12 protein-coding genes are annotated in these 12,962 nt (G+C 38.1%); 7 read left to right on the top strand and 5 right to left on the bottom strand.

All coding sequences use genetic code 11. From position 1 onward, the window contains the following. Nucleotides 1–25: 25 nt before the first annotated feature. A complete protein-coding gene (locus tag F7984_RS15445) occupies nt 26–1,141 on the bottom strand; it encodes an aminopeptidase (protein WP_066109065.1) in 1,116 nt (371 codons plus the stop codon). A 164-nt stretch (nt 1,142–1,305) separates the two neighbouring features. On the opposite strand from F7984_RS15445, the gene F7984_RS15440 reads away from it, so the two are divergent. From F7984_RS15440 to ytxJ, 3 genes are read left to right on the top strand one after another with little or no spacing between them, the layout of a single operon-like run. Then, a complete protein-coding gene (locus F7984_RS15440; RefSeq protein WP_066109062.1) occupies nt 1,306–1,809 on the top strand; it encodes a DUF948 domain-containing protein in 504 nt (167 codons plus the stop codon). Between the two features lie 28 nt (nt 1,810–1,837). Next, nucleotides 1,838–2,542, top strand: a complete 705-nt coding sequence (locus F7984_RS15435) for a YtxH domain-containing protein (RefSeq protein ID WP_066109059.1) — start codon at nt 1,838–1,840, stop codon at nt 2,540–2,542. 36 nt (nt 2,543–2,578) lie between these two features. Continuing rightward, nucleotides 2,579–2,905 carry a bacillithiol system redox-active protein YtxJ gene (ytxJ, locus tag F7984_RS15430; protein WP_066109056.1) on the top strand — a complete coding sequence of 109 codons (327 nt, stop codon included), beginning with the start codon at nt 2,579–2,581 and terminating at the stop codon, nt 2,903–2,905. 27 nt (nt 2,906–2,932) lie between these two features. Here ytxJ and F7984_RS15425 read toward each other — a convergent pair whose 3' ends face one another. After that, complete coding sequence (locus tag F7984_RS15425) at nt 2,933–5,104, bottom strand: cell division protein FtsA (protein WP_077248183.1); 2,172 nt, start codon at nt 5,102–5,104, stop codon at nt 2,933–2,935. A gap of 203 nt (nt 5,105–5,307) precedes the next feature. Here F7984_RS15425 and F7984_RS15420 point away from each other — a divergent pair, with 203 nt between their 5' ends. Next, entirely contained in the window at nt 5,308–6,393 is a 1,086-nt protein-coding gene (locus F7984_RS15420) for a bifunctional 3-deoxy-7-phosphoheptulonate synthase/chorismate mutase (RefSeq protein ID WP_066109050.1), read from the top strand. A 301-nt stretch (nt 6,394–6,694) separates the two neighbouring features. Continuing rightward, entirely contained in the window at nt 6,695–7,693 is a 999-nt protein-coding gene (gene ccpA, locus F7984_RS15415) for a catabolite control protein A (RefSeq protein ID WP_066109047.1), read from the top strand. Between the two features lie 184 nt (nt 7,694–7,877). On the opposite strand, the gene F7984_RS15410 is transcribed toward ccpA, so the two are convergent. Genes F7984_RS15410 through F7984_RS15400 form a run of 3 tightly spaced genes read right to left on the bottom strand, consistent with a single transcriptional unit; the run spans nt 7,878 to nt 10,331 of the window. Then, nucleotides 7,878–9,026 carry an acetoin utilization protein AcuC gene (locus tag F7984_RS15410; RefSeq protein WP_139892786.1) on the bottom strand — a complete coding sequence of 383 codons (1,149 nt, stop codon included), beginning with the start codon at nt 9,024–9,026 and terminating at the stop codon, nt 7,878–7,880. Next, entirely contained in the window at nt 9,023–9,670 is a 648-nt protein-coding gene (locus F7984_RS15405) for an acetoin utilization AcuB family protein (protein WP_139892787.1), read from the bottom strand. Before F7984_RS15405 ends, F7984_RS15410 begins: the two co-directional genes overlap by 4 nt. A 28-nt stretch (nt 9,671–9,698) precedes the next feature. Next, the gene (locus F7984_RS15400; RefSeq protein WP_066109036.1) at nt 9,699–10,331 is read right to left on the bottom strand and encodes a GNAT family N-acetyltransferase; all 633 of its coding nucleotides are present in this window, start codon (nt 10,329–10,331) and stop codon (nt 9,699–9,701) included. A gap of 276 nt (nt 10,332–10,607) precedes the next feature. Here F7984_RS15400 and acsA point away from each other — a divergent pair, with 276 nt between their 5' ends. Both acsA and F7984_RS15390 read left to right on the top strand, forming a co-directional pair. Beyond that, complete coding sequence (gene acsA, locus F7984_RS15395; RefSeq protein ID WP_066109033.1) at nt 10,608–12,326, top strand: acetate--CoA ligase; 1,719 nt, start codon at nt 10,608–10,610, stop codon at nt 12,324–12,326. Nucleotides 12,327–12,442: 116 nt separating this feature from the next. Then, the gene (locus F7984_RS15390; protein WP_139892788.1) at nt 12,443–12,928 is read left to right on the top strand and encodes a GNAT family N-acetyltransferase; all 486 of its coding nucleotides are present in this window, start codon (nt 12,443–12,445) and stop codon (nt 12,926–12,928) included. Nucleotides 12,929–12,962 lie beyond the last annotated feature (34 nt).

Below are 12,962 nucleotides of genomic sequence, written 5' to 3'. Positions count from 1 at the left end.
TAAGTACTCTTGAAGGGTTTTTTATTTATTTTAGATTTTCAGGATTTAATTTCTCTAATTCTGGGAGAACGAATCTGCCGTCTTTTCTAATTAGTCGATCATCAAAATATATTTCGCCGCCTCCATAATCTTTACGTTGGATATTAACCAAATCCCAATGAATGCTGGAGTGATTACCATTTGGCGCCTCATCATAGCTTTGACCCGGTGTAAAGTGAAAGCTTCCATCAATTTTTTCATCAAATAGAATATCCTGCATTGGATTGGTTATATATGGATTAACCCCTATCGCAAATTCGCCGATATAACGTGCGCCTTCATCACTATCAAATACCTTATTGATTCTTTCTGTGTCATTCGCTGTTGCCTTAACGATTTTTCCGTTTTCGAATGTTAGACATACATTTTCATATGTAAATCCCTGATATGGAGATGGGGTATTATACGTAATGGTGCCATTTACAGAATCACGTACAGGTGCGGTATACACTTCACCATCTGGGATATTACGCTCCCCTGCACATTTAATGGCAGGAATGCCTTTAATAGAAAAATGTAAATCTGTTCCTGGACCTGTAATGCGTACTTTGTCCGTTTGATTCATTAACTCGACTAGGCTGTCCATCGCCTCAGACATTTTGGCATAATCAAGATTACATACATTAAAATAAAAATCTTCAAATCCTTCTGTACTCATTTTTGCCAGCTGAGCCATTGAATTGGTTGGGTAACGAAGGACCACCCATTTCGTTTTTGGAACTCGGATGTCTCTATGTACTTTATTTTGTACGGTCTGTCCATAGATTTTCATTTTATTAGCAGGGACATCAGAATGTTCTGAAATATTATCGCCTGCACGAAGACCTATGTATGCATCCATTTTACTCATAACCTGTGATTCAAATTCGGCGATTAATCTATAGTGTTCTTCAGTTGCACCTAATAGTAACTGTCTTTCAATGGTTTGATCCTTTGTTGAAACGAATGGATATCCACCTGCCTCATATGCTTCACTTACCAATGCTTTAACCAATTCTGGTTGTATACCGAAATTTTCTATAAGTACTTTTTCACCTTTTTGTAATTTTACAGAATAGTTAATTAGATTATGAGCTAATTGCTGAATTCTTGGATCCCTCATAAAAAAAATCTCCTTTCATCTCTAAACTTTAATTTAATTGTATCTTACTTTAGTAATAATATTAAGGTGGAAGGAACATTGTGGATCAGAATAAATTCCTATATAGTTTAAATAAGGAGATAAAGGGTAAAAACTAATTATAATTTAGAGATGGAGTGAAGACGATGGAAATTATCTTATATTTAAGCGTGGCATTGATTGCCATAGCGTTCCTGGTTCTTGTTATTTATCTTTCAAGAACATTAAAATCCCTTCAAACAACAATGGAGAGTGTATCTAGCACATTAACAGGCCTAGAAACTCAGATGCAAGGCATAACAACCGAGACAACACTGCTGCTACATAAGACGAATGCTTTGGCTGAAGATATTCAGCATAAATCTGAGAATCTAAATACGGTTGTTGATGCAGTTAAAGGTGTGGGAGGATCGATTCAACGTGTGAATCAAACCATTGACCAGATTACAAACCGAGTTCAATTAGCAGCGAGTCAAAATGACGAAAAAATTACCCAAGTAGTTCAATGGGGAAATGCATGCATTGAGCTTGTGAATAAGTGGAAAAAGCATAAAGCTGAACAGAGTACAGCAATCTATACCGAATCTGAAGCAGGCAGAGATGTTACTTTACCTTCACAAGAAACCAGATATCAACGTTCTCAATCTTAATCAACCATAAAAAAGGAGATGTTTAAGAATGAATAATAAAAATGATAATTTTAATCAAGATAATGGTATGTCAACAAAAGATTTTGTAGTAGGAGCAATAGTAGGCGGGCTTGTTGGAGCAGCTACTGCACTGTTTTTAGCACCTAAGTCCGGTAAAGAACTTCGTCATGATTTATCTGAACAAGGCAGCGTTTTAATGGAAAAAGGAACTCCATTGATTGAAAAGGGTTCTGCTTTAAAACAAACGGCTACAGAAAAGGGATCTGCTTTAAAACAAACAGCCACTGAAAAAGGAATTGCTCTAAAACAAACAGCTCAAGAAAAAGGAACAGAATGGATTTCTGTCGCAAGAGAAAAAGGTGCACCATTAACAGAAGCGGTTAAGAAAAAGTTTGGAAGCACGACAAATGAAGAAAGCAACAGTCAATCATCTGATACAAAGGAAAATCAAACAGATAAGAAGATGGATAGTAATGTTGTAGTTGATTCCCCAGATGACGTTTATGTTGGAGAAGAAAACATAGACAGTAAAAATACTGCTAAAGAAGAAACGTATGCTTCTGAAAAAACTGGTTTCAATTCTACAGCCAGCGGAAATACATCTTCAGGTAAAACACCGTCCAATAGCTCGAATAATACAATAAAAGTTGATTTAGGTTCTAATTCTTCTAATTCAACTGGAAATAAAAATAATTCAGCAACCAATTCGAAAAACACAACGAATAAAAAATAAAAGTGGTTTGGAATAAACACAAATGGGGGGATATGGATGAAAAAGATTACTAACGAAGAGGAATTACAGCAACTTTTAGAGCATGATGTTTTTCTGCTTCTGAAGCATAGCCTTACATGTCCAATTAGTGGTGCAGCTTTTGATGAGTATTCCCAGTTTGTCGCTGAGCATCCTGCTATAGCTACAGCTTATCTAGCTGTACAGGAAGCCAAACCACTATCAGAGCATGTTCGAGATTTAACCGGAATTAAACATGAGTCACCGCAAGCTATATTATTTAAAAATAGTGAGGCTGTGTGGAATACATCTCATGGAAGAATTACAGCACAAAATCTAGAACAGGCACTTAAAGAATATATCTAAATAGAAACCGGTAAGGAATTTAATTCCTTACCGGTTTACTTTGGTCGGATAATTCTGTGAGTTGAACCAAACAATTTCAAGTTGATCACCATCTTGGATTTCATTGTAAAATGTGACTTCCTGTTTATTCCGCATAAGGTGAAAGCCGCCCGGATTATTCTTGGGAAGTTCTATTTCTATGTACCGAAATAGATCCTGGAATATAAAAGCGGATTCTTTATTAAAGTTTATTTTTAGTTGCTCCCCGTTAAAAAGGATATCTGTATCACTTAAGGACTTATCTTCTCGATAGACTGTATAGCTGTTATTTGTCAACGTAAGTGGTTGACCATTAAACGTAACAGATATTTGATTAATCTCTTCAGCCTTATAGACACCTATTAAATCTTTGACTGTGATTGCTTTTCTACGAACTAAGGTGAGGCGATCATGATCGGCTATCCGATGGTTAAAAGATACACCTTTTCCGTTAACATATATGGCACCTGAAAACGAGACGAAGCTTTCCAGCCGGCCATTGATAACTAGATTAAACGGGACAAGTTCGTCCAGTATAGAATTCAAGCCAGCGAACAATAGTGCATCCTGCACAGTCTCTGGCATTTTAAAAGCAATCCGATCACCATCATGAATATCTTCGTGGCCATCAGCAGGAAAACCATTCATAAATAGGGTACAAGGAATTTCATATTTCTCTTCGTTTATATAAATCTCCCTCATAGGCAGTTCATCAAGTAATTCTCTTAATATCACAGATGTTTCAGAACCGTCTTTTCCCTTATCTATCCATAGCTGATCTCCAGGGGTTAATGGGGAATCAAGAGAGCAAGACACATTATTTCTTTTGATTTGCGGAGGCTCTCCGTGTGTACCTGGTATGGTAATATTTCTGCCGTTAATACTAACAATCTTCGCATTTCCAGGTTTACCGTATAGCTTTGTTAAATGAAGTCCTGCTGCAAGCAAGGCATCTCCTATAGTCAGTTGCTTAAGATCAAATAAACGAACTGGGGTCCCATTTACTTCAACAGAAACATAATGAATTGGATTAACATCTGATGAAATGGCTATTCCAATGGGCGTAACGAGTTCGGGCCCTTTAATGTAATCTGACTCAATCACTAAATTTTTGATAGCGTCTATTCCGCGTATAGCAACTCTATTGGCAGGCAGATTTAATTTCTTTGCCAAAATATCTGGTAAGCGCGGTGTTAAGCTACCTCCGCCAATAAGCATAACGGCTTGCGGAGGCTTAGCATTATTCAGTTGCAAAATTTCTCGGCTAATGGAATCTGCTAATTTTTCAATGGCGGGATAGATGGCTGTAATCATTTCTTCTTTTGGGATCTCTGATTCGAAACCAAGAATATCACTGATTTTGACAAACTCCTGTTCATTTATGGATCTCTTGGTATCTTCCGCATTCGGGAAATCAAGTAAATACTGATCACTGATTTCCTCTGTTATCTCATCTCCAGCAACAGGGACCATTCCGTAGGCAATAACGGTTCGTTCATCTGTAATCGCTATATCAGAAGTACCAGCTCCAATGTCAACAAGGCATACGTTGAGCCTTCTCATAGAGGGTGGAATAAGGACATGAATTGCAGCAATTGGTTCAAGAGTAAGTGCTTCTAGCTCAAGATTTACTCTTTTGAGTGCAGCAAACAGTGATTCAACGACCACTCGCGGCAGAAAAGTAGCGATAATTTCTGCTTCTGCTTCATCCCCTTTTTGGTCAAGTAAATTTCCGATTTCCTGGCCATCAAGATAGTAATGGAGAACAGAATAGCCTACACAATAATAATGATAATTACTTTGGATGTCTTCTTTTTCAGCTACCTGAAACTGTGCTTGTTGTACAGCAGCTAATTCCAGATGAATGCGGTCATCGGCAGACAGGAGAGGCTTGCCGGATATGGGAATAGATGATCTCCCAATCTCTGTACGCAAAGCACGTCCTGCAGCTGCTACACATACTTTAGTAAGAGGACCGTGCTTTTTTTCAAGTGTAAGCTTAATATCGAGTATAACGTTGGAAACAGCTACGACATCATGAATCTGGCCATCCAGCATGGCACGCTCAGTATGTTCTCTAATGATGACGTCTGTAACGACATATTGATCGAGGCGTATTTCTAATATGATTCCTACAACTGAGCGAGTGCCAATATCGAGAGCAAAAATTTTTTTGGTCAAGGATTCGTCTCTCCTTTTATGCTTTAACACTTAAAAGCGGTTTATTGATAAAGGTTTAATAGTGACAATACCGAATTAATCCGTTATAATAGTTTCAATTATATACTGAAATGTAAAATATTTTACTAAGTGATTTAGAAATTTTTAAAATATATGAAACCCAGGCTAAAACATGCAATGCAGAACAGAGAGGATGAGTGATATTGAGTAATATGGAACTGGATGTATTAAGAGAACAACTGGATAATTTGAATTTGCAATTATTAAAGCTTATTAACGAACGAGGAAAAGTTGTACAACAAATCGGTGAATTAAAAGGTAAGCAAAGCCAGTATCGTTTTGATCCTGTTAGAGAAAGAGAAATGCTTAATACACTTATCCAAAATAATGATGGTCCATTTGAAAAATCAACCATTGAACATATTTTCAAGGAAATATTTAAAGCAAGCCTTGAACTACAGGAAGATGATCATCGTAAAGCATTGCTTGTTTCCCGTAAAAAGCATCCTGATGATACTATAATTGATTTGAAGGGTGAGAAAGTGGGAAATGGACAACCGTCCTTTGTGTTTGGCCCATGTGCGGTAGAATCCTATGAACAAGTAGCGACTGTAGCAAAAGCTGTTAAGGATAAAGGATATAAATTACTTCGAGGCGGAGCTTATAAACCGAGAACATCCCCTTATGATTTCCAAGGGTTGGGTGAAGAAGGATTAAAAATCCTGAAAAGGGTTGCTGATGAATTCGATTTGGCTGTTATAAGCGAAATTGTAAACCCGGCGGATATTGAGACTGCGGTTAAGTATATTGATGTGATCCAGATTGGTGCTCGTAATATGCAGAACTTTGAGTTGTTAAAAGCAGCGGGAGCGGTCAATAAACCCGTTCTGCTAAAAAGAGGGCTGGCAGCGACAATTGAAGAGTTCATTAACGCAGCTGAATATATAATGGCGCAGGGAAATGGAAATATCATATTATGTGAACGCGGAATTCGTACGTATGAAAAAGCTACACGGAATACATTGGATATTTCAGCTGTACCTATACTGAAAAAGGAAACGCATTTACCGGTAATGGTGGATGTTACGCATTCGACTGGCCGAAGAGATCTGCTAATTCCAACTGCTAAAGCTGCATTGGCAATCGGTGCTGATGGGGTTATGGCTGAAGTTCATCCGGATCCGGCAGTTGCTCTTTCCGATTCCGCACAACAGATGGATCTAAACCAATTTGATACGTTTGTAAACGAGATTAATCAATTTACCAAGCAGACAGGTATCAGAATTTAATAAATATGGAGTTGCTATTTGGCAACTCTTTTTCATTTTTCTCCAATAGATTAACGAATCAATAGTCCCTGAATTTTTCAGTGGAATTTTTATAATTTATTATTCAAATGCTATCATTTTAAAGAAGTACTGAGTTAGTCTTAGTGAAAATTGGATTTGTTATGTATACAATAGTAAGAAAATAGATAAAGTGTTTATTTGCACGAATTTAGAGGGTAGAGTATTATTATAATAACATACTAAATGGTACTTAATTGAATACTATTAGGATTAGAATAGAGAAATTTGGGCGGTGTAAAAAATGAATATTACAATTTATGATGTAGCTCGTGAAGCAAATGTTTCCATGGCAACTGTATCACGTGTTGTCAATGGTAATCCAAACGTTAAACCGGCAACACGTAAAAAAGTAAATGAAGTAATTGAAAGACTTGGCTACAGACCGAATGCTGTGGCACGCGGATTAGCAAGTAAGAAAACAACAACAGTCGGAGTTATTATCCCAGATATCTCCAGTATCTTCTATGCTGAATTAGCAAGAGGGATTGAAGATATTGCCACCATGTATAAATATAATATTATTTTAAGTAACTCGGATTCAAATGAAGAAAAAGAAAGCCGACTAATCCAAACGATGCTTGGCAAACAAGTCGATGGACTTGTCTTTATGAGTTCAAATATTACGGATGAGCATATTGAAGAATTCAAGAAATCACCGGTTCCTGTTGTATTGGCAGGTACAATTGAAGATTCTGCTCAAATTCCATCTGTGAATATTGATTATGAACAAGCAGTGATGGATGCGATTAAATCTTTTGCTGATCGTGGACATAAGAATATTGCCATGGTATCAGGATCTTTTCAAAATGCAATTATAGAGAAAAAAATGGTGCCGGGATACCGAAAAGCATTGGAGGCAGCTAATATTCCTTATAATGAAGAATATCTAGTAGAAACAGATGCATCCTATGATGACGGAATCGAAGCCTTGAACCAGCTAATGGAATTGGATAATAAACCGACAGCTATTTTTGTATGTTCAGATGAGGCAGCTCTTGGTATCATTCATGCAGCACAAGATAAAGGTATCTCCATACCGGAGGATCTTGAAGTAATCAGTTCGGATAGCACGAGATTATCTTTAATGGTGCGACCTCGCCTAACGTCGGTTGTTCAGCCATTATATGATATTGGTGCTGTTTCCATGCGCTTGCTGACAAAGCTTATGAACAAAGAAGAGGTAGATGAATCCTCCGTAATTCTGCCGTACAGAATTGAAGAGAGAGATTCAACAAAATAAAAAATAAAAAAAGCTGAGCCATTTTGTGAATAGTTCTACAAATGGTTCAGCTTTTTATTTTAGTAAAACAGGTAGTATACATTATATCCAGTCCTCATCTTTTTAGTGTGTAACTTGGTGTCTGTGACCAGTTATATAAGAAATTTAAATAATCAGGTATTTGAAATTCAGCAGATTCATAGGGTTAGGATAGAATCGTGTATAATGCCTTTTCTAGAGTTTTTGCATTTTTTTCAGTAATCTCAGCCTTACGTGGGATGGGCTTGTACATATCAGGTGGATCTTCCCATGTAGTGGGTAATGTAACGGGTGCTAATGCTGACCAATGATTGACCCAATCAACAGGCAACTCACCTGAACAATTCGAATTATTAGTCATTTCTAGCCATATTAGGGACCAGGCACGCGGAACCACTCTCCAGATATCATATCCACCGCCACCAACTGCTATCCACTTACCTTGACAGTACTGGTGTGCAAGCTTATGGGCCAGTTTTGGGATGGATTGATAGATTGCAGTGGTAGCAGAAAGGTGCGTTAATGGATCATAGTAATGAGCGTCAGCGCCGTTTTGAGTTAAAATAACGTCTGGGCGAAAAAATTCTATGACAGATTTAAAGGATTTTTCATAGCACTCGAGCCATGATTCATCCTCCGTAAAGGCATCGAGGGGGATATTAAATGAATAACCATATCCTTTTCCATTTCCACGTTCAGTAATATTGCCAGTTCCAGGGAATAGGTAGCGACCTGTTTCGTGAATGGACAGTGTACAAACAGAAGGATCATCATAAAAAGTCCACTGAACACCATCTCCATGATGGGCATCCGTATCTACGTAGAGAACTCTGGCATTATATTTTTTTTGCATATATTTAATGGCAACAGAGCTGTCATTATAGATACAGAATCCGGAGGCTTTCCCTCTAAAGCCATGATGCAAACCACCGCCCAGGTTTATGGCATGCTGAGCACGCCCTTCCATTACTTCATCAACGGCAGACAATGTTCCTCCCACAAGCCAGGCGCTTGCCTCATGCATTCCAGAGAAAATGGGGGTGTCTTCGGTCCCAATTCCATAATTTAATGCTTTATCCTGGTCAAGCTTTCCTTGTCCGGCTAATCTAATCGCACTGATGTAATCGGGATCATGCACCAGGCTTAATTCCTCATCTGTTGCCATTCGTGGTTTGATGCAGTCATCCTCTTTCAGGGCATTCATTTTATTTAATAAGTCTACTGTTATTTGCAGCCGTTTTTGGTTAAAAGGATGGTTATCATTAAATTTGTAGGAAAGTAGATCGGTTGAATAAACAAATGAGGCTTCCTTCATAGAGTGCTCTCCGGTATATCTGGCCATAATACCTCATATCCGGATGACCGTAGGTCCTGTACGATTTTCAGCGGGTTCATTGTTTGAATCCTTAGTACCAAGACTTTAAATGCCGGGTCTTCTTTATATGGATAAATGAAAATGCTATTTACATTGGAATTGTGGCCTTTGATGACTTCGGCTATTTCACTGAGCGTACCTGATTTATTAGTGACCTTTACCTCTATTTGGGATGCAGGCTGATTTGAGCCAGTAAGTTCTACATATGTATGCAGAAGATCTGTTTCAGTAATAATCCCGACTAATTTGTTGTCGCTGATCACAGGCATACAAGATATCTTTTGTTCATAGAATACAAATGCAATCTCTTCAACGAAATCAAGTGGGTGTGCTGTATAAATATCGGTAATCATGATATCGCTTATTGGCTTTAGAAGGTCTTCCTTATATTCATCAAGATGGAAGATAGATGGAGTTGCAGAGCGGATATCGACATCACATAACAGGCCGATTAACCGTTGTTCATCATCTACTATTGGTATATGCCTGATTTTTTTTTGTTTTACTAAATCAATTGCCTGCTGGAGTGTAGCATTTTTTTGAAGCGTAATAACATCCTTGATCATGATATCCTCAATAATCACAAGTAGCCCTCCTCAAAAATCAGTTCGTTCAATACATATATCGATTCATGAATCGTAATTGATCGAATTTTTGAATACTCTCTTTTTTAACGTTTTTCCCGATTCTGGCCATTAAACAATTGGCTGGATGGGAGCAAATTTCAGGGTCATCAGTGGCATACCATTCCAAGCCACCGGCACTCATCATTTTCTCCATCATTTTTCGATATTCCCATACATTTAATCCGCTGCCTTTTAAATCCCAATGCCAATAATATTCTGTGGTAATAATAATGTAATTTTCCATCCACTCATCCATCATAGCCACGCGGATCAAGTTTTTCCCGACCGCACATCCGCGATATTCACGGATTACTTCAATAGCACCCAATTCCAGTAAGTCATCCATTTTCCCTTCAGACCATCTTTCAAGAGGATCTGGGTATAAATAAGTGACATATCCGACAATGACATCGCCGGCCCTCGCAATAATAATTCGGCCTTCAGGAAGGCTGCTGATTTGAATTAAAGCCTTATGCTGCTTCTCAGGAACCCTAAAGGCAACGAGACCCTCATGAAATTCAAGATTTTCTAATTGATCTCGAGATACCGGGCCCTCGATAACTAACGGCCCACATGGGGTTTGCAATTCCTTCAAATTATACGTTTTTTTATGCTCCATCCATACACCACCCAGGTCACATTTTAAAGCTATTATACAGCACTTTAAATCCATAAATGCTTCATGATATGAACTTTTTAAGTCATATGTAGTGGAAATTAAGAAGCTTACTGGCATAATTCTCTTAAACACTTAATGGGGATGTTATCTTAAAAACACTACAATTATAAAAATTGTAACATATTAGTGTAACTTATTAAATATTTTAAAAATTGAGATAAAATGGATTTTGTACTATACTATCAATATATTATCTTTGATCAGGGGGGAATAATTATGAAACTGGAAGCGCTTTCTGTTGTGCAAGGGGATTATAATTTAGCAAACTATGAGGAAATCTACAGATCATTTGACTGGAAGGATGTAGAGCAGGAATTCTCTTGGAATGAAACGGGTAAAGTGAATGCGGCATACGAATGTATTGACAGGCATACTGAAAATTTCAGGCGCAATAAGGTAGCATTATATTATAAGGACCCTAATCGCTATGAGAAGTATACATATAGTGATATGAAAGATTTATCGAATAAAGCAGGAAATGTTCTGAAGGAATATGGGAATGTAACAAAAGGTGACAGGGTATTTATTTTTATGCCGAGATCACCGGAATTGTATTTCACAGTGCTGGGTGCGATAAAATTGGGAGCTATTGTCGGCCCGTTATTTGAGGCATTTATGGAAGGGGCGGTTAAGGATCGATTGGAAGATAGTGAAGCCAGTGTAATCGTCACTACCCCTGAATTATTGTCTAGAATTCCTGCAGATGACCTGCCAGCATTGAAACATATTTTTGTAGTAGGAGATAATGTAGAGGAAACTGGTAAATATATAGATTTTAACAGCAAATATGAAAATGCATCTAAAAAATTAGATATAGAATGGGTAGATCGGGAAGACGGTCTGATTCTACATTATACTTCCGGTTCAACCGGTAAGCCAAAGGGTGTTCTGCATGCGCATAATTCAATGATTCAGCATCTGAAAACCGGACAATGGGTACTCGACCTAAAAGAAGAGGATGTATATTGGTGTACAGCGGATCCAGGCTGGGTCACAGGAACGTCTTATGGGATATTTGCTCCATGGCTAAATGGAGCCTCTTCTGTGGTCACAGGTGGACGATTTAGCCCGGAAGCTTGGTATCAAACCATTGAAGATTTCCATGTAACCGTGTGGTACAGTGCCCCTACTGCATTCCGTATGCTGATGGGGGCAGGGGATGAGGTAGTAAAACAATTTGATTTATCCAGCCTTCGCCACTTACTAAGTGTAGGTGAACCTTTAAATCCTGAAGTTATTAAATGGGGACAAAAAGTATTCTCCAAACGTATCCATGATACATGGTGGATGACAGAGACCGGTGCACAACTAATCTGTAACTATCCAAGTATGGAGATTAAACCGGGTTCTATGGGTAAGCCAATTCCTGGAGTCGAGGCTGCCATCGTAGATGACCAAGGGAATGAAGTACCGCCTTATCGTATGGGCAATTTAGCAATTAAAAAAGGATGGCCATCCATGATGAGGCAAATCTGGAATAATCCACAAAAGTATGAATCCTATTTTATGCCATCAGGATGGTATGTTTCAGGAGATTCAGCTTATATGGATGAAGATGGGTACTTCTGGTTCCAGGGCAGAATTGATGATGTTATTATGACATCCGGAGAACGGGTAGGACCTTTTGAGGTTGAAAGCAAGCTGGTAGAACATCCGGCGGTTGCTGAAGCGGGTGTAATAGGCAAACCGGATCCTGTACGGGGTGAAATCATTAAAGCATTTATTGCCCTCAGGTCTGGATACGAGCCTTCGGATGAGCTGAAAGAGGATATCAGGCTATTTGTTAAACAAGGGCTTGCTGCACATGCTTCACCAAGAGAGATTGAGTTCAAGGATAAACTGCCGAAAACGCGCAGTGGTAAAATTATGCGCAGGGTATTAAAAGCTTGGGAGCTTGAATTGCCAACAGGCGACTTATCAACGATGGAAGATTAAAACAGGGGTGTTTATAAGGTGATTTAACCCTTATAAACACCCCTTTTTTTGGTTTTTACAAAGGATATGAGCAAATGGAATACATATCATTCCATTTAGCAGGAAGAGTGGGGGAAATGAAGAATATTAACCTAATGAAGTTTCAAGAAACCGATTTTAAGGATTATTATAGTTTGGTAAGTAATGAGAAGGTTATGGCCCAAATAACAGAACGGGCTCTGCCTTTAGAGGAGGCAAGGTTGAACTATCAAAAGATATTGCAACGTAATAAGAAACATGAAAACTTTGGGACTTTTAAAATTTTTGATGCTTCCGTTCAGAGATTCATTGGACTCGGATCTTTAATTTTAAATGAAAAACTTACTGACGAAGCTGAAATTGGCTATATGATTCTACCTGAACATTGGGGGCAACGGTATGGGACAGATATTGCCGAAGTATTAATTGGAAAAGTGAGGAAATCGGAATTGAAGAAATTAGTGGCGATAATAGACCCTAATAATATTCCTTCGAGAAAAATATTAGCTAATCTTGGATTCAAATCTGAAAAGGTCTGTGCGATAGATGGGTTACCAGGGGAAATTATGAGTAAACTTTTATAAAAAATCATTTACCAATTACATAAGTTTTTCAATT

Source organism: Pradoshia sp. D12 (assembly GCF_008935075.1).
In the GTDB taxonomy this organism is placed as follows: domain Bacteria; phylum Bacillota; class Bacilli; order Bacillales; family Pradoshiaceae; genus Pradoshia.
This window is presented reverse-complemented; position numbering and strand designations above follow the sequence as displayed.

Coding starts and splice junctions, on each gene's coding strand:
- F7984_RS15445 (WP_066109065.1), bottom strand. CDS start 1,141: ATGAGGGATCCAAGAATTCAGCAATTAGCTCATAATCTAATTAACTAT.
- F7984_RS15440 (WP_066109062.1), top strand. CDS start 1,306: ATGGAAATTATCTTATATTTAAGCGTGGCATTGATTGCCATAGCGTTC.
- F7984_RS15435 (WP_066109059.1), top strand. CDS start 1,838: ATGAATAATAAAAATGATAATTTTAATCAAGATAATGGTATGTCAACA.
- ytxJ (WP_066109056.1), top strand. CDS start 2,579: ATGAAAAAGATTACTAACGAAGAGGAATTACAGCAACTTTTAGAGCAT.
- ccpA (WP_066109047.1), top strand. CDS start 6,695: ATGAATATTACAATTTATGATGTAGCTCGTGAAGCAAATGTTTCCATG.
- F7984_RS15410 (WP_139892786.1), bottom strand. CDS start 9,026: ATGAAGGAAGCCTCATTTGTTTATTCAACCGATCTACTTTCCTACAAA.
- F7984_RS15400 (WP_066109036.1), bottom strand. CDS start 10,331: ATGGAGCATAAAAAAACGTATAATTTGAAGGAATTGCAAACCCCATGT.
- acsA (WP_066109033.1), top strand. CDS start 10,608: ATGAAACTGGAAGCGCTTTCTGTTGTGCAAGGGGATTATAATTTAGCA.
- F7984_RS15390 (WP_139892788.1), top strand. CDS start 12,443: ATGAAGAATATTAACCTAATGAAGTTTCAAGAAACCGATTTTAAGGAT.